Here is a 15,697-nt window from a genome sequence, read left to right as displayed (position 1 = left end):
CCCATGAAAACCGTGGATGAATGGAAGGCGATGCTTCGCGCCGCGATGAAAGAGGCGCTTCGCGCTCGGAACGCACCTGCCTCGGCGGTGCTTCGTGAAGTGCTGGCGGCCCTCGACAACGCGGAAGCTCCCGACGTAAGCGGCGCTCCAGCGGCCGTGGATGGGGCCTTCGCGGGAAGTGCCGGTGGCCTGGGGAGTGGTGAAGTGGCCCGCCTGGCCCTGACGCCCGAAGCCGTGAACGCCGTCATTGAACGCGAGGTTCAAGAACGGCGGGACGCGGTGGCCCTCTACGTCAGCCTCGGCAGACACGACGAGGCCAACGCGTTGAGGGCCCAGTTGAACGTGCTCCTGGAGCTTCAGCGGAAGTAGCTGTTGGAGATGTCCACCGAGTAGCCCAGCTCGAGCGTGGGCGAGGACGCGGCCACCAGGTACTGACGGAAGTGCAGCACCTTGCCCGGCAGGGGCGCGCTCTCCGCCACGGCGGCGGCCTCATCCACCTGCTCCAGGCTTCCACCCTCGCGGCGGTAGTTGAACACCGCGGGGAAGTGCGCACGGGCCCGCAGCTCCGCCACCGGCCACGAGACGCGGGGCAGCGCCAGCTTCAGCCGACCGGACAGGTGGAAGACGCCCAGCTCCCGCGCCAGCACCACTTCCAGCGCGCCGCCCGTCTCACCCAGCCGCGCCGGAGCGACCTTCAGCTTCAGCACGCCGTCCGTTGCCTCCTCCACCGGCACGGGCACCGCGTTGAGGGTGACACGCTCCAACTTGTGCCCTTCCGGCACCGTCAACTCCAGCGGCTGCTCGCGGTCCAGGCTCAGCGTGTAGCTGACGCGCAGCGAGGCACGCCCCTCCAGGGTGGACACCCACGTCGCGGTGGCCTCGGCGATGCGAGGCTCCATCGGCGGGCGCACCTGCGGCTTCATCGACTGCGACACCAGCGAGGCCGCGCGCCACCCCACCCGCAGCACGCCCTGCACGGGATAGACGGCGTAGCCCTCCCCCGAGGTCGGCAGCGGCTCCATCAGCGTGAAGACGGACGTGTCGGCCTCCAGCTCGAGCGGCACCGGAGAGGCCTGTGGTCCGAAGCGAAGTTGCGCGCGACGCTCAGGTCCCGTGCCCGACGAGCGCACCGTGAGGCCCACCTCGAAGTCGTGACGCCCCGCCTTGCGCGTGAGCAGGCACAGGAAGCCGTCCACGACGCCCACCGTGGCGTCTTCCAGCGTGGGCAGCGCGGTGGGGTACGTGTCCGCGTCGAGCTGGAGCAGGCGCACCTGCGTCCAACGTCCGTCCGCGAGCACCTCCACCTGGAAGGTCGCTTCCACCTGGAGGGCATCCGTCGACAGCCGGCCCTTGAGCTCACTCTTCACCAGGGCCTCGGTGGGAGGCGCGGGCACATCCGCCTGGCGCTGCGTGTAGAGGGGAATGAGCTGCTCCAACGGCACGGTGGCGGTGCCCGCGGGAGAAGTCGAGGCCGCGGTGGCGCCCGTGGCCAGGGCCTCCGGGGCGAGCAGCATGAATCCGACGAGGAGAGAAAGGGTCCGCATGGTGGGCTCAGCTCGCTTCCGGGGTGACAGGGGTGGCGGCCTCGCGAGGTGCGGCGCCGGGCTGGGACAAGTCGGAGAGGAAGGCCCGCACGCTGGCGCGGGTGGAGAGGACCATCAGTCCGAGCAGGCCGGCGAGAATCTCCAGCGTGTAGATGAGGCCGGTGTAGCCCTCCAGGATGACGGCGCCGGTGGGCACCAGCAGCGTGGCCGCCCAGAGGCCCGCCAATACCGCCATACGCTCCTTGGGGAACAGCCAGCGGGCATAGGCCACCACGGCCGCGCCCAGTCCCAGCGCGCTGAGGACGTACGCGCCATAGAAGTTCATGAAGGCGGCCAGGTACGCGAGGAGCACGAAGAAGAAGCCGTACACGGCGGCCAGCAGATACGCCTCATGCAGCGCGAGCTGTCGCTTGTGCCGCATGCCCAGCGCCGCGAGCAGCGCCACCAGGGCGAGGAACGGCACCCACGCGCGGCTCGCCATGCGGGACACCATGGAGTCGAACGTCTTCTCCGAGGGCAGGATGACGCCCAGGTTGACGCCGGACTCCAGCGACTGGAAGGCCCAGTCCAGTGTCACGGTGTCGCTGCCCGTCTGCACGGCCGAGGCGGACAGCACGCCCCCCGGATAGTCGTAGTTGTCGCCCCCCTCCACGGCGAAGTGCAGGCGGACGTCGCGCGCGGAGAGCGCCGGGTCCAACTTGTAGATGAAGGAGTCGAGCCCTCGGGCGCGGTAGCGGATGACGAAGCGGGCCGTGGCGCCCTTCGCGATGCGTCCCGTCCACACCAGCCGGTTGCCGGAATCACCCAGGTCCAGGCTGGCCTCCTGGCCGTCCACGAGGAACTGGAGCTCCGACAGCAGCACCTGCGACTTGTCCATCTCCATGGGGAAGATGAACGCCACGTCGATGTCGTGGCCCTCGCGGTTGACCACCGCGTACTCCGCGCCCAGGTTGAAGTCGAAGCCGGAGAAGTAGCGCAGGCCGCGCTTGCGGTAGTTCATCTTCGCCAGCACCTCCACGTGCTGACGGTCGAAGGCCAGCGGCTTCAGCTCGGTGAAGATGGTGCCGCTGTGCACGAAGCGCAGCGAGGGCGCGGGTTGGACGACGGGAGCACCCCACCGGTCCTCCACGCCCGCTGCCAGCTCCGAGTTGGCGAAGTCCGCCCGGTCCGCCACCTGGCCGGCGATCACCGCCGTGGCGAAGATGACGATGAAGAGACTGCCGAAGACGTGGTGGGCGACGAGCCACCGGAAGGCCCTTCGGATGGGGCCGTCGGACGTCCGCTGCGGACGCGGCGCGGAAACAGGGATGTTCATGGGCCCAGACTGGCCCCCCGGTGTGCAACCCGGATGGCCAGCCTGTGCGCTTCATGAGGAATGTTCGTGCGGAATTTGTGCAAGCCCGGGGAGATTCCCCCCGGACCCGCGTTTCACATCAGTGCACCGCGAGGTTGCGCACGTCGAACGCGCGGGTGAGGCAGGACTGGTTCGCGGTGGAGTCCAGGTGCTGCGCGCGGTCCCGAATCTCGAAGAAGCTGCGCACCGTGCCGTCCACCGGGTCCGCCACGTTGAAGGGCGTGAGCGGGTTCACCATGCCCGTGGAGAGGAAGGCCGACAGCGCGCCCGTCTCGCCAATGTGCGTGAAGGGCGTGTTCGTCTCACGCGCGTGACAGCCGTTGCACGTGTTGAACGAGAACTTGTGCCGCGCGGTGTTGTTCACGATGCCGGTGGCCCGCCAGAACGTGCTGGACGGCGTTGGGACGCGCGGGTTGGCGCCCAGGAAGTTCACGCTCGCGAAGGTGGCCGGCACGCCGTAGGTGTTGGCGAGGATGGCCGCCTGGTTGGTGTTCACGAAGTCGCGGAAGATGGTGGTGTTGTTGCGCGCGTCTCCCGGCGTCAACGCCACCGTGGTCTCCGACAGGAAGTTCGGCGTCGCGCCCGTGTCGAACAGGTGGAACTCCCGCAGCTCCCAGGGCGAGGCGAGCATGAAGTCGTTGGTGCGAATCTGGTTGATGGCGTTGCCGTTGGGCTTGGTGGGCGCCGCGCCGGCGACGACGACCTGCTCCGTGAGCGCCTGCAGCGCCGCGTTGTAGGCCGGGCTGCCCAGCACCATCAGCGGGTTCGACAGCTGCATCCACTGCTGCGCCCAGCTCTTCACGTTGAGGCAGCCGGAGATGGGCACGCCGTACTCGAAGATGACCAGCAGCGGCCGGATGACGCAGCCCGCGCTCTTGTCCACCGCGGCGAAGACGAAGCGCAGCTCACCGCCACCGCTGGAGCCGCCGTAGCCCACCGGGCCATTGCCCTTGCCCAGGTCCAACCGGTTGAAGATGGCCACCAGCTTGAACGCCGACTTCGTCATGTCGAGCGTGCCGGCGATCTTCGGCCACGGGTTCAGGATGCGCGGCACCACCTGCGTGCGCGCCGGGACGGTCCACCCGTTGAGCGTCTGGTTCGCGTTCCACTGCAGCAACCACTGCTCGGTGAGGGCCGACGGCGTCACGAACGTGCTCGCCATCTCCGTCATCAGGTGGTTGAACGTCCACACCCCGTTCGGGTTGCCAGAGTTCGAGCACGGGTCATACGTCCGCGTCGGGTCGTTGATGACGTTCGGATGGGTGATGATGAGGGATTTGGCCGGCCTGACGTCGGCGAGCAGGCCCACGGGCGTCACGGGGATGGGGACGCGCGGACGGAAGACGTCCGATGAGAGAGCCACCACCCGGCGCTCCTCCACCAGCTCGCGGTTGTTGAAGACGGCGAACGTCAGCGGCTCGTTGGGCTGCCGGTTCTGCGCCGCGGTGATGCGGTCCTGCGTCTTGCGGTGCAGCTCGAGGTCGACCTCGGCGAAGCCGGAGAACACACCATCTCCGGCCTGCTCGTCACCCTCCGTGCCTTGATCTCTCAGCACCACGGGCTTGCCCGTATCGGACACCACGGGGACCTCCGTGAAGAGGCCTTGCTGACTCTGGGCGAGCCGCACTCGGACCAGGCTGCGGGTCGCGGTGCCCAGGACGTCGTCCTGCGCCACCACGTCGAGCGACTGGATGATGGGCGCGGGCTTGTTGGTGGGCGTCGGCTCGGCCACCGCCGCCTGGGGCCGCTCCTCCAGGGGAGCCGGGCTCTCCAGCGCCTCTCCACCACAACCCGTCATGCACAATGCGATTGCGAGCACACCGGACCCAGCCCACTTCAGGCCCAGGGCCTTCTTCGGGGACCACTTCTTCATGGATGTCGCCTCCAGGGGATTTACGGCGACCCCTCCAAGTGCACCCCGCAGGCCAGGACCAGCACCCCGAGAGAAGCCCACACACACCAGAGGGATGTGTCTCTTGAGGCAACAACCGTCACTCGGACTGTGACTTTCCGCGCTACAGCGCCTCTCCTTTCCCGAGAGGGTCCAAAGTTGTACGGCAGCCCAGAAACCGGCTCAAATCCAGGAAATGGAGAGAGTCGAGGAGATCTACCAGGGCTTCGTGGTTGATCATCAGCTCGAGCGCGCGGGCCTCTTCGAGCTGCTCCGCGAGCGGTTCGTGGCCGTGGACACCGTGCTGTACCCGGGGTGCTTCGTGCACATCACCCCGTCGTTCTTCTTCCAGCACGTCGTCTACGTGGACCGGAACGATTTGGCGCAGGGGTTCTTCGCCAACAAGGACGGCGTGCTGCGGAAGATATCCTCCCGGCAGCAGTACGCCCAGAAGGCCCACGTGCGCTTCGTCTCGCAGGACTACCTGCAGCCCATCCCCGCGCTCGAGGAGAGCTTCGACCTGCTGCTGGCGCTGTATGCCGGAGGAATCTCCCGTGCCTGCGGCAAGTACCTGAAGGTCGGCGGGCTGCTGGTGACGAACGACCACCACGGCGACGCGGCGGAGGCCGCGGCCGAGGAGAACCTGGAGCTGGTCGCCGTGGTGAAGGAGCTGCGGGGGAAGTACACCTTCAGCGACCAGGAACTCGCCGCGTACCTGGTCCCAAAGCTACCGCCCCGGGGCCCCGCCGCGCTCGACGACGCGGGCGGCTCCCACTGGGCCCGGCCCGCCGACTACTACGTGTTCCGCAAGACGCGCCCGGGCGCGGCGTCGCTGGAGACCGGGCGCTTCTCGGCACCGCACTGAGGCCCCTCGTTACTGGGCCTCCAACCGGAACTGCTGGCAGTCGTTGTTGGACCAGGTCCACTGCTGGATGACGGTGCCGTTGGCGCTCGTCCCGCAGCTCGTGACATCCAGCACCTTGCCGCTGTGTCGGGCCTCGATGCGATGGAACCCGCCGGAGGTCTCCACCGTGCGGAACTGCTGGTTTCCACCGTTGGACCAGGTCCACTGCTGGAGCCCCGCGCCATCCGCGGTGCTCACGTCGCGCACGTCCAGCACCTTGCCGCTGTACTGGGACACGATGCGGACGTAGCCGCTGTCGGTGGGCTCCAGCACCCACTGCTGGCTGGCGCCCGTGTGGCACGCCCACTGGTGAATCGTCGCGCCGTCCGCGGTGCTGGGACCGTTGATGTCCAGGCAGCGGCCGGAGGACTTGTTGACGATGCGGTAGCGGGTGGCGCCACCGCCGCCCTGCGCGGCGTTGAAGATGGCGAGCAGCAGCGACGTGTCATTGCGCGTGTCCTGGGTCAGCTCCCAGATCATCACCCCGCCGCCCTGCTGGAGCCCCAGCCGCGTCTTCGCCTGGATGGTGGCGATGCCGTTGTAATAGACGTCGCCCACGTTGTCCTTGTACGGCGCCTGCGAGTCGCGCGCGACGAGGTCCGCGTAGCCGACATACGACGACGGCGAGCGCCCGTAGAACGGCACGCCCAGCACGGCCTTCGACGCCGGCAGGCCCCGCCCCTTCCAGTAGTTGAGCGACTGGACGGCGTAGTCGTACGTCGAATGCGGCTGCCCGCCGTCGTACGCCATGATGTTGAGGAAGTCGAAGTCGGCGAACGTCGAGGCGGGGATGCCCTCGCCGTAGTAGCCGTTGGCCACCACCGCGGCCGTGAGCAGCTTGCCGCGCGAGCGCATCGCCGCGCCCAGCTCCCGGATGAGCGCCGCGTAGTTCTGCGCGGAAGCGCCCGGGTCCGGGTACTCCCAGTCGATGTCCACGCCGTCCAGCCCCGCCGCGTTGACGTAGTTGACCAGGTTGTTCACGAAGGCCGTGCGAGTGCCCGCGTTCGCCGCGAGCGACTCGAAGCCACTGTCATTGCCGTCGTTCCACCCGCCCACGGCGATGAGCACCTTCACGCCTCGCGCGTGCGCCGCCGTGACGAGCGAGCGAAGCCGTGCGTCCGTCCCGCTCGGCCCCGTGAGCCCACCCTGCGCGGTGGGCACCACGAAGGCGTAGTTGATATGCGTGAGCCTGTCGTAGGGGATGGTGTTGACGTCGCCCGCCCACGTCGGGAAGTAGCCGACGACGCGGGTCGCCAGCGCCGCGCCCTCTTGCCGGCCCAGCGGCTCTTCTCCGGAAGAGGCGGCGTCCGGCGGCCCGGAACAGGCCAGCACCACGGCCGCCAGCGCGGATTGCACCACCAGGGCTCTCAACGGCAACACCATGCGCGACATGCGGACTCCATGAGGTGAGCCCCCGTCCCCGACATGGGGACGGATGGGTCGCGCACCTGTAGCGTCGCCCTAAACCCGCAACAACAGCTTTTCCAGAAAACGAAGAAAGACTATCCAGTCCTGTCGGACAGTTGAGAGGACCCTGAACGCGCTTGCGCCGGGGTCCGCATTTTCGGCGCGGGCTGGACGGGCGCCGCTCAACGCGCGGCGAGGTTGACGGGCAGCGGCTTCACCCGGAGCTGCTTCGAGGCGAGGAACTCCGTGTTGAAGACCTTGGAGGCGTAGCGGCTGCCGTGGTCGCACAGGAACGTCACGATGCGCAGGCCCGAGCCGGGGTGCTGGCGGGCAATCTCATACGCGGCGCGCACGTTGAGAGCGGCCGACGTGCCCACCACGAGCGCGTCCTCGCGGGCCAGGTGGTAGAGGGTGTCGAGCATGTCCTCGTCCCCCAGGCGCATCGCCTCGTCCACGCGCGCGGCCTTGAAGTTGGCGGTGAGCCGCATGATGCCGATGCCCTCGGTGATGGAGGAGCCCGACGACTCCAGCTTCCCGTCGCGCACGAAGCAGTAGAGGCCGGAGCCCGGCGGATCCACGAGCACCACGCGCAGCGCGGGGTTCTTCTCCTTGAGGAAACGGCTGACGCCGGACATCGTCCCGCCGCTGCCCACGGAGACGACGAGCACGTCCACGCGGCCCTCGCACTGCTCCCAGATTTCGGGCCCCGTCGTCTCGTAGTGGAAGTCGCCGTTGGCCGTGTTCTCGAACTGGTTGGCCCAGAACCAGCCGTGCTGCTCGGACAGCGCGCGCGCCTGGTGGAAGAAGTGGCCGGGGTTGGCGAAGGGCACGGGCGGCACCTTGCGGACCTCCACGCCCATGGCCTCCAGCAGCTCGTACTTCTCGCGCGCCTGGTTGTCCGGCATCGTCACCACGACGCGGTAGCCGCGCTCGCGGCCCAGGAGCCCCAGGCCGATGCCGGTGTTGCCCGCGGTGCCCTCGACGATGGTGCCGCCCGGATGGAGAAGTCCCTCCTCCTCCGCGCGGCGAATCATCCCCTTGGCGGCGCGGTCCTTGATGCTGCCGCCAGGGTTCATGAACTCCGCCTTGCCCAGAATCTCGCAGCCGGTGATGCGGCTGAGAGAACCGATGCGAAGCAGCGGAGTGTTTCCCACCGAGTCCCACAGCGAGCCGATGCGTGGCGCCATCCCCCTCCCCTAATGGAGTCCGGGGAGGGAGGCAACCGACGACGGACCGGGGCCCGCTACTCGTTGCGCATCGCCTCGACGGGGTCCAGCTTCGCGGCGCGGGCGGCCGGGTAGATTCCGAACAGCAGCCCTACCCCGCAGCTCATCGACAGGGCCAGGCCCACCGCCCAGGGCGGCACGGACATGGGGAAACCCACCATCCAGTCGCCCAGGAAGACGAGCCCGAAGCCCAGGCCCACGCCCAGGCCACCGCCAAAGAGCGCCAGCAGCACGGCCTCCGTGGCGAACTGCCCGAGGATGCGCCGCCGCTTGGCCCCCAGCGCCTTGCGCACGCCAATCTCCCGCGTCCGCTCCATCACCGACACCAGCATGATGTTCAGGATGCCGATGCCGCCCACCACCAGCGACAGCAGGCACACGCCGATGCCGGCGATGGTGATGACCTGGGAGAGCTGGTTGAAGGACGCCGTCACCGACTCGTTGGTGTGGATTTCGAAGTCGTTGGGCTGGTCCGGGTCCACGTTGCGCCGACGCCGCATCAGCGTCGTCACCTCGTCCTGCGCCTTGCGGAACAGGCTCGGGTCCTTCGCCTGGATGTCGATGTCCAGCGAGCGCTCCTTGCCGTAGAGCTGCTGGAACACGCGCAGGGGGATGAGGGCCTGGTTGTCCATGCTCACCATGCCCAGGAAGCTGCCGCGCCGCTGGAGCACGCCAATCACCCGGAACGGCCGGTTCTGGATGCGCACCTCGAAGCCCACCGGGTCGATGCCGGGGAAGAGCAGGTCCGCCACGTCAACGCCCAGCAGCACCACGTTGCGGCCGTCCATGCCCTCCACTTCGTTGAAGTAGCGGCCGGACTGCACAGAGACACCGCTCGTCATCGGGTACGTCGTGGACGCGCCGATGATGCGCACTGACGGCCGCGTCTCCGCGCTCACCGTCGACACCTTCTGCCCGCCCTGGTCGTCCGACGGGGCCACCACGCCCACCGACGGACAGAACATCTCGATGGCGCGCACGTCCTCCAGGCCCATGTCCGGGCGCTTGGCGAACTTCGCCCAGTTGAAGCGGCCAAAGCCGCCCGCGGGCCACTTGGTGAGCTGGAAGGTGTGCGCCCCCAGCCGGCCCAGGTCGCGGTTCACCTTGGTGCGCAGGCCCTCGATGAGGCCCATCATCGTGATGACCGTGGCCACGCCGATGACGATGCCCAACAGCGTCAGCAGGGAGCGCAGCGGGTTGCCCAGGAAGGTCCCCAGGGCCAGCCGCAGATTGTCCAGGAAGGCTCGCATCGACTCACTCGTACCGAAGGGCTTCCACGGGGTCCAGGTTCGCCGCGCGCGCCGCCGGCCAGATGCCGAACAGCAGGCCCACCAGCGCGGCGAAGAACACCCCACCCAGCACCGTGGACGTCTGCACGTCCGCCGCCAGCGGCGTTATCAGCGACACCACCTTGGCGGTGCCCAATCCCACCGTCGTTCCCAGCAGGCCTCCCACCGCGGACACGCTGGCCGCCTCCATGAGGAACTGGACGACGATGGTGCGCTTGCGCGCTCCCAGCGCGCGCCGCACGCCAATCTCCCGCGTCCGCTCGCGCACCGACACCAGCATGATGTTCATGATGCCGATGCCGCCCACCAACAAGGTGATGAGCCCCACGCCCACCGCCACGCCGTACAGCGCGCCGGTCAGCTGCGCGTAGGTCTGCGCCATCGCCTCCGGCTTGTTGATGTTGAAGTCGTCGGGCTGACCCGGCTCCGTGCCGCGCAGGCGCCGCAGGATGCCGATGAGCTGGTCCTCCGCCATGCGCACCTGGGACGCGTCCGCCACCGCCATGGCGATCTCGAACGGCCGGCCCTTGCCGAAGTTGCTGTAGAACGTCTTGAAGGGGATGAGCACGAGCAGGTCCATGCTCTCGTTGACCACCTTCCCCTTCCGACTGAGCGTTCCCACCACCTGGAAGGAGCGGTTGTCCACGCGGATGCTCCGTCCCACCGGGCTGATGCCGGGGAACAGCCGCTCCGCCACGTCCGCGCCCAGCACCGCCACCGGACGCGTCACCTCTTCATCCGACTCCGTGATGAAGCGGCCCCCGGTGATGTCGAAGCCCGCGATGCCCAGGTACTCGTGGTTGACGCCCTGGATGCGCACCGACGACATCTGCTCGCCGCCGTACGACACGTCCGACAGCCGCGAGACGGACGGGGACATCGCGGTGATGAACGGCGCCATGGCGCGCAGCCGGGGCAGCTGCTCCAGGGTGAAGTTCTTGCGATTGCGGTACTTCCACCAATCGCCCTTGATCATCCACGGGAACTTGGAGACGTAGAGCGTGTTGGCGCCGAAGCTCGCGAGCTGTCGGTGGAAGGACGTGTTGAGCCCCTGGATGATGCCGACGATGGCCAGCAGCGTGGCCACGCCGATGCCGATGCCCAGCGTCGTCAGCACCGTGCGCAGGCGGTTGGCGCGCAGGGAGAACACGGCGATGCGCGCCCCCTCCAGGACATCCACCCGCAGGCTCGTCGCGTTCTTCATACGCCTGCCACCATCGGGCCGGCGACGCCCATGGCCACTTCACGCCCGGGACCGTCGGCGACAATCTCTCCGTCGCTCAGGCGGATGGCCCGGGGGCAGCGCGCCGCGAGCTTGGGCTCGTGCGTGACGAGCACCAGCGTGTGGCCCGCCTGGTGGAGCTGCTCGAACAGCCGGACGATCTCCTCGCCCGTGGCCGAGTCCAGGTTGCCCGTGGGCTCGTCCGCCAGGAGCATGGAGGGCTCAGACACCAGCGCGCGGGCAATGGCCACGCGCTGACGCTGACCACCCGACAGCTCGTTGGGTCGGTGGTGCATGCGGTGCGTGAGCTGAACCTTGTCCAGCGCCGCCTTCGCCCGCTCCCGCCGCTCCTTGGCCGCCATGCCCCGGTACACCAGGGGCAGCTCCACGTTCGCCAGCGCCGTCTCCTTCGGCAGCAGCTGGAACGTCTGGAAGATGAAGCCGATCTCCACGTTGCGGATGACGGCGAGTTCGTCGTCGCTCATGCGCGACACGTCCTTGCCGTTGAGCATGTAGCGGCCGCTGGTGGGCGTATCCAGGCAGCCCAGCACGTTCATCATCGTGCTCTTGCCAGAACCGGACTGGCCGATGATGGCCACCCACTCCCCTCGGCTGATGCCGAAGGTGACGCCTCGCAGCGCGCGCACCTCCTCGCCACCGACATGGAAGACGCGGGTGATGTCGTCCACCTGGATGAGCCGGCCTGTGCCGGCGCCGCTGCCGTCACTCACGACTTCTGACCGCCCTTCGCGCCAGGACCCTCGCCCGGTTCGGGCGCCTGGACATTGTCCCCGTGGTTCAGCTCCTTCGACAGCGTGCGGTAGGGCCCTTCCACCACGCGGTCCCCATCGCTCAGCCCGGAGAGGATCTCCAGCTCCGTGTCGGAGGCGATGCCCGTCTGCACCCGCCGCACCTGCGCCTTGTTCGCCGCGTCCACCACGAACACCACCTTGGCGAGCGTCTCGGTGCGCTTGGCCTTCAGCGCGCCGCCCTCCACCGACTCCTTGAAGTCCGGCAGCGAGCGCTCCGCGCGCACCGTCACCGCCTGGATGGGCACCAGGATGACGTCATCGTGCGTCTCCGCGGAGATGCGAGCCTCCGCGCTCATGCCCGGCAGCACGCCCGGCGGCCGCATGTCCAGCGCCACCGTGACAGGGAAGCTCGTCACTTCCGCCTCCGTGCCCGGGTTCTTGATGAGCGCCTTCTGGGCAATTTCCACCACCGAGCCCTGGAACGTCTGCCCCTCCAGCGCGTCCAGCGTCACGTCCGCGGGCTGGCCCGGCTTCAGGTGCACGACCTCGTGCTCACCCACCTCGAACTTCACCTCCATGGCGCTCAGCGCGGCGATGGTCATCACCACGTCCTCGGCCAGCTCCGAGCCACGCACGCGCTCACCCACCTCGCGCGACAGCTCGATGACGTTGCCGTCGATGGGCGACGACAGCGTCGTCCTCGACAGGTCCGCCTGCGCCTGCTCGACGATGGCGATGTTGCGCGCCAGCTGCTGGCGGGCGGACGCGAGCCGCGCCTCCGCCGTGTTCTTGCTCGCCTTCGCGATGTCCAGCTCCGCGCCGGACGCCAGGCCCTTGGTCACCAGGCCCTCCACCCGTCCCAGCTCCGACGTGGTGCGGCTGACCTCCACCTCCGCCACCTGGGAGTCGGCGCGCGCGGCGTTCTGCGACGCCATCGCCTGCTTCATCGCGGCCTCGTAGATGCGCTTGTCGATGCGCCCGAGCACCTGCCCCTTCTTCACCGGCTCGCCATCCTTGACGAGCAGCTCCACCAGGTCTCCGGAGAGGCTGGAGGAGATCTTCACCGTGGTCGCAGCCTGCACCTTTCCCGCACCGGTGATGGTGCGGGTGATGGTGCCCTTGCGAGCCTTGGCGATCTGCACTTCCTGGGACGGCGGCGGACGCTCCTTCAGTCCTCCAGCCGTGATGGCCGCGGCACCCAGGAACAGCGCACCGGCAATCGCACCCTTCCACCACTTCATTTCGTCTCTCCCGGGCTCAGGGCGCCCATGGCCCGCAACAAACTGAAGCGGGCGATTTCGACATCAATCCTGTTTTCCAACAAGCTCAGCTCCGCTTGCGTGAGGTTCAGCTGGGCATCGCGGACTTCCAGCGTGGAGCCCGCACCGGCCTTGAAGCGCTCCTCCGCAAGCCGGAGGCCCTGGAAGGCGGCCTCCTTGTTCTCGGCGGACAGCCGGGCGGCGACCATCTGCGCCTCCAGCGACTGGTGGGCGGCACGCACCTGGCCCTCGATCTCCCGGGCCGACTGCGCCAGCGTGAGCTGCGCCTTGCGGATGCCGGCCTCGGCGCGCCGCGTCTGGGCGGGGGTGATGAACCCGTTGAAGACGTTCCACTCGAGGTTGATGCTGCCCAGGAAGTTGTTCTGCAGGCGAGGCTCGGTGAAGACCTGCTCCGCGTCCGGGCCCTGGCGGGTGTAGAGGCCACGGGCCGACAGCACGGGCAGGTAGTCCGCCCGGGCGATGGAGCGCTGCAGCTCCGCCGAGCGCACCTGAAGCTGGAGCGCCTTGAGCAGCGGGCGCCGCTCGCGGGCGGAGTCGATGGCCTGCTCGATGGTGGGCGCGGGCGCGGGCTCCGAGGTGAGCACGCCCGGATCCACCGCCTCCAGGGGCTCGGTGCCGGGACGGGTCAACCACACGGCCAGCTGCGTCTGGTCCGTCACCAACGTGGTGAGGGACTGGACGAAGGTGATGCGGTCATTGCCCAGGTTCACCAGCGCGGAGATCTCCTCGACCTTGCCCACGCGTCCGGCCTGGAACAGGGAGCGCGCGCGGTCCAGCTGCTCCTCGCTGCGCTTGACGGTGGCCTCCAGCACCTGGCGGGTGGCCTGGGAGCGGAAGAGCGTGAAGAACCGCCGGATGGCCTCCAGCTCGGAGGTGTCCGCCTCTTCCTGCGCCTGGCTCGTCTGCGCATCGCGCAGCACGCCGCTCTGCTCCAGCTGCTTCCAGCGCGCCCTGTCGTAGATGACCTGATTGAGGATGAAGCCCAGGTCGTAGTCGCCCGTGCTGGTCGGCTTCGACTCGACGGGGATCTGCACGAACTCGCCCGGGTTGTTCGGGTCCGGCACCAGGTTGAAGGACTTGCGGCGACCGAACCAGTTCTTGCCAACCGAGGCGTTGACGGAGAGCTGCGGCAGGAGCGCCGAGCGCGTCACGCGCACGTCTTCACTGGCGATGTCCAGGTCGAGCAGCGCCTGGAGCGCGGTGGTGCTCTGGCGGCCCTGGGTGCGGACCTCGTCCAGGGTGAGGCGCGTGGGCGCGGGAGCGGCGGAGAGCAGCACGGCGACGAGGAGCGCGTTCATCGGCCACCTCCCGCCATCTCCGCTCCGGGAAGGCCCACCATCAACACCCCCGCGAACATCACGTAGAGCACCAGTGCCAGGATCAGCGCGCGGCCGCGGGGCATACCGGTGGCGGCGGCGAAGCCCAGGCCCAACAGGCCCGTGCTCCAGAGGTTGAAGAAGTCCACGGTGGACGCCACGCGCGCCATCTTCGGGCTGAGGGTCCCCAGGAACGCGCCCAGGTGCGACGGCACCAGCTGCGCGACGCGAGCGACGCTGAGCGTGTGCTGCGCGGCGATGCAGAGCGTGAGGACCGCGTGGTACAGCGCGATGGGCAACAGCGCCAGCGCCGCCACGGACATCAGCTGCTCGAAGTGGGCGGGGCGATCAAACAGCCAGGACACCACCCAGAGGATGGCGGCCAGCAGCAGCGCCACCATCGGCATCACGAAGACGCCCTTGGCGATGCCTCCGACGAGCGCCTTGCGGGTCGTCGTCTGGATCTTGTCGGTCAGGTCGGCCTCGGAGATGGTCGCCATCTCCCCGGACGCCTGGAGTTCACGGATGACATCCGGGGTCGCGTCCCAGCGAAGGGAAAACAGCGTCCCGGAGGCGGACACACAAAGCGCGAGGATGAGCAGGGGCCAGACCCAACGGCGGGCTTCGACGGCGGCGGGCGTTCCCTCGACAGGGTCGATGAAGACGCGCACGGGTTGGACGAGTGAGGTCATAGAGTGAGTGGTCTCGGAGGGATGTACGGCGCTCCCCCTCAGGCAATTGCTCGGCCAGTCGAAAAATCGCGGCGGTGAACGGGCAGCCGGCCAACCGAATTCCATCCTCATGGAAGGTTGCGCGGCTTTCTACCTCAAGGATTCCGCAGACCTGTAGCAACCTGTTGCGGAAATTTTGCCGTCGGGATCGAGAGGGTGTATTCCGCTCGGCTGCACGCTTGCCGGAGCTCGAATGGTCGAAAGCACGGATCTGGCCCAGGTCCTCCAAGAAGCGAATGACATCGCCCGGAGCGTGGCCCAGAAGATTACTTCGGCCCACGTGCTGTTGGCGCTCTTCACGGTGGAGAACCGGGCGCAGCTCCTGCTGAAGGAGCGGGGTGTGGACGAGGATGCCCTCCTCCACCTGCTCACCGCGGCCCCGGCGGAGACGGACGGACAGGTTCGCGAACTGCGCGAGAAAGCCCGGGAAATCGCCACGAGCTGCGGCTCGCAGGAAGCCGACTGCCTGCACCTGCTCATCGCGGTGACCCGGGTGCGCTGCGTCGCGCAAGAGCTGCTGGTGCAGACGGGGTTGGATCTGGCGACCCTGCGGACCACGGCGGTGTCCTACTTCGTGAGTGGGCGGATGCCTCGCAAGCTCCAGCCCGGTCGCACGCACGTCCTGGGCGCGCGCCCCGCCCCCAGCCGGCCGCTCGGTGCACCTCCGTCTCCCCTGCCCGCTTCCGCCGTGGCGGTGAGCCTGCCGCGCTCGCTGCCGAGCGCGCCCCCGGCACTTCCCCCGCTGCCGCCTCCGCCGCCACGCGTCACCACTCCCGCCCTC

At 68.5% G+C, this 15,697-nt stretch carries 14 protein-coding genes; 3 read left to right on the top strand and 11 right to left on the bottom strand.

The genetic code is table 11. The annotated features are described in order from the left end of the window. Window positions 1-3 precede the first annotated feature (3 nt). Window positions 4-369, top strand: a complete 366-nt coding sequence (locus HR086_RS08750) for a GatB/YqeY domain-containing protein (protein WP_141643757.1) — start codon at window positions 4-6, stop codon at window positions 367-369. Here HR086_RS08750 and HR086_RS08745 read toward each other — a convergent pair. The 3 genes from HR086_RS08745 to HR086_RS08735 all read right to left on the bottom strand — a co-directional run bounded on the left by HR086_RS08745 (window position 357) and on the right by HR086_RS08735 (window position 4,771). Then, a complete protein-coding gene (locus HR086_RS08745; RefSeq protein ID WP_174465346.1) occupies window positions 357-1,544 on the bottom strand; it encodes a hypothetical protein in 1,188 nt (395 codons plus the stop codon). The genes HR086_RS08750 and HR086_RS08745 overlap by 13 nt on opposite strands. Before the next feature lie 7 nt (window positions 1,545-1,551). Then, window positions 1,552-2,859, bottom strand: coding sequence for a hypothetical protein (locus HR086_RS08740; protein WP_174465345.1), 1,308 nt, complete (start codon window positions 2,857-2,859; stop codon window positions 1,552-1,554). A 118-nt stretch (window positions 2,860-2,977) separates the two neighbouring features. After that, window positions 2,978-4,771 (bottom strand): choice-of-anchor X domain-containing protein, encoded by a 1,794-nt coding sequence (locus HR086_RS08735; protein ID WP_141643760.1) that lies wholly within the window; start codon window positions 4,769-4,771, stop codon window positions 2,978-2,980. Window positions 4,772-4,985: 214 nt separating this feature from the next. Between HR086_RS08735 and HR086_RS08730 the strand changes: the two genes are divergently transcribed. Beyond that, a complete protein-coding gene (locus HR086_RS08730; RefSeq protein ID WP_141643761.1) occupies window positions 4,986-5,654 on the top strand; it encodes a hypothetical protein in 669 nt (222 codons plus the stop codon). Between the two features lie 9 nt (window positions 5,655-5,663). Here the strand turns inward: HR086_RS08730 and HR086_RS08725 are convergent, their stop codons facing one another. The 8 genes from HR086_RS08725 to HR086_RS08690 form a co-directional block, all read right to left on the bottom strand. Further along, window positions 5,664-7,085 carry an RICIN domain-containing protein gene (locus tag HR086_RS08725; protein WP_174465344.1) on the bottom strand — a complete coding sequence of 474 codons (1,422 nt, stop codon included), beginning with the start codon at window positions 7,083-7,085 and terminating at the stop codon, window positions 5,664-5,666. Between the two features lie 197 nt (window positions 7,086-7,282). After that, a complete protein-coding gene (locus HR086_RS08720) occupies window positions 7,283-8,287 on the bottom strand; it encodes a cysteine synthase A (RefSeq protein WP_174456687.1) in 1,005 nt (334 codons plus the stop codon). A gap of 56 nt (window positions 8,288-8,343) precedes the next feature. Next, a complete protein-coding gene (locus tag HR086_RS08715; RefSeq protein WP_141643764.1) occupies window positions 8,344-9,576 on the bottom strand; it encodes an ABC transporter permease in 1,233 nt (410 codons plus the stop codon). A gap of 4 nt (window positions 9,577-9,580) precedes the next feature. Continuing rightward, window positions 9,581-10,819, bottom strand: a complete 1,239-nt coding sequence (locus HR086_RS08710) for an ABC transporter permease (protein WP_141643765.1) — start codon at window positions 10,817-10,819, stop codon at window positions 9,581-9,583. After that, window positions 10,816-11,568 (bottom strand): ABC transporter ATP-binding protein, encoded by a 753-nt coding sequence (locus HR086_RS08705; RefSeq protein ID WP_141643766.1) that lies wholly within the window; start codon window positions 11,566-11,568, stop codon window positions 10,816-10,818. Before HR086_RS08705 ends, HR086_RS08710 begins: the two co-directional genes overlap by 4 nt. After that, window positions 11,565-12,830, bottom strand: a complete 1,266-nt coding sequence (locus tag HR086_RS08700) for an efflux RND transporter periplasmic adaptor subunit (protein ID WP_141643767.1) — start codon at window positions 12,828-12,830, stop codon at window positions 11,565-11,567. The genes HR086_RS08705 and HR086_RS08700 overlap by 4 nt, the downstream gene beginning before the upstream one ends. Next, window positions 12,827-14,167 (bottom strand): TolC family protein, encoded by a 1,341-nt coding sequence (locus HR086_RS08695; RefSeq protein WP_174465343.1) that lies wholly within the window; start codon window positions 14,165-14,167, stop codon window positions 12,827-12,829. The genes HR086_RS08700 and HR086_RS08695 overlap by 4 nt, the downstream gene beginning before the upstream one ends. Beyond that, window positions 14,164-14,877: a YIP1 family protein gene (locus tag HR086_RS08690; protein ID WP_141643769.1), complete on the bottom strand. Its 714-nt coding sequence runs from the start codon at window positions 14,875-14,877 to the stop codon at window positions 14,164-14,166. The genes HR086_RS08695 and HR086_RS08690 overlap by 4 nt, the downstream gene beginning before the upstream one ends. A 232-nt stretch (window positions 14,878-15,109) precedes the next feature. On the opposite strand from HR086_RS08690, the gene HR086_RS08685 reads away from it, so the two are divergent. Then, a partial coding sequence (locus tag HR086_RS08685; protein WP_305794057.1) for a Clp protease N-terminal domain-containing protein occupies window positions 15,110-15,697 on the top strand: 588 nt, incomplete at its 3' end.

The organism is Myxococcus sp. CA039A (assembly GCF_013336645.1).
GTDB classification, from domain to species: Bacteria; Myxococcota; Myxococcia; order Myxococcales; family Myxococcaceae; genus Myxococcus; species Myxococcus llanfairpwllgwyngyllgogerychwyrndrobwllllantysiliogogogochensis.
This window is presented reverse-complemented; position numbering and strand designations above follow the sequence as displayed.

Excerpts from the sequence above, each read along its gene's own strand:
- HR086_RS08725 (WP_174465344.1), bottom strand. The coding sequence starts at position 7,085 with ATGTCGCGCATGGTGTTGCCGTTGAGAGCCCTGGTGGTGCAATCCGCG.
- HR086_RS08740 (WP_174465345.1), bottom strand. The coding sequence starts at position 2,859 with ATGAACATCCCTGTTTCCGCGCCGCGTCCGCAGCGGACGTCCGACGGC.
- HR086_RS08745 (WP_174465346.1), bottom strand. The coding sequence starts at position 1,544 with ATGCGGACCCTTTCTCTCCTCGTCGGATTCATGCTGCTCGCCCCGGAG.
- HR086_RS08710 (WP_141643765.1), bottom strand. The coding sequence starts at position 10,819 with ATGAAGAACGCGACGAGCCTGCGGGTGGATGTCCTGGAGGGGGCGCGC.
- HR086_RS08750 (WP_141643757.1), top strand. The coding sequence starts at position 4 with ATGAAAACCGTGGATGAATGGAAGGCGATGCTTCGCGCCGCGATGAAA.
- HR086_RS08735 (WP_141643760.1), bottom strand. The coding sequence starts at position 4,771 with ATGAAGAAGTGGTCCCCGAAGAAGGCCCTGGGCCTGAAGTGGGCTGGG.
- HR086_RS08690 (WP_141643769.1), bottom strand. The coding sequence starts at position 14,877 with ATGACCTCACTCGTCCAACCCGTGCGCGTCTTCATCGACCCTGTCGAG.
- HR086_RS08730 (WP_141643761.1), top strand. The coding sequence starts at position 4,986 with ATGGAGAGAGTCGAGGAGATCTACCAGGGCTTCGTGGTTGATCATCAG.
- HR086_RS08695 (WP_174465343.1), bottom strand. The coding sequence starts at position 14,167 with ATGAACGCGCTCCTCGTCGCCGTGCTGCTCTCCGCCGCTCCCGCGCCC.
- HR086_RS08700 (WP_141643767.1), bottom strand. The coding sequence starts at position 12,830 with ATGAAGTGGTGGAAGGGTGCGATTGCCGGTGCGCTGTTCCTGGGTGCC.
- HR086_RS08720 (WP_174456687.1), bottom strand. The coding sequence starts at position 8,287 with ATGGCGCCACGCATCGGCTCGCTGTGGGACTCGGTGGGAAACACTCCG.
- HR086_RS08715 (WP_141643764.1), bottom strand. The coding sequence starts at position 9,576 with ATGCGAGCCTTCCTGGACAATCTGCGGCTGGCCCTGGGGACCTTCCTG.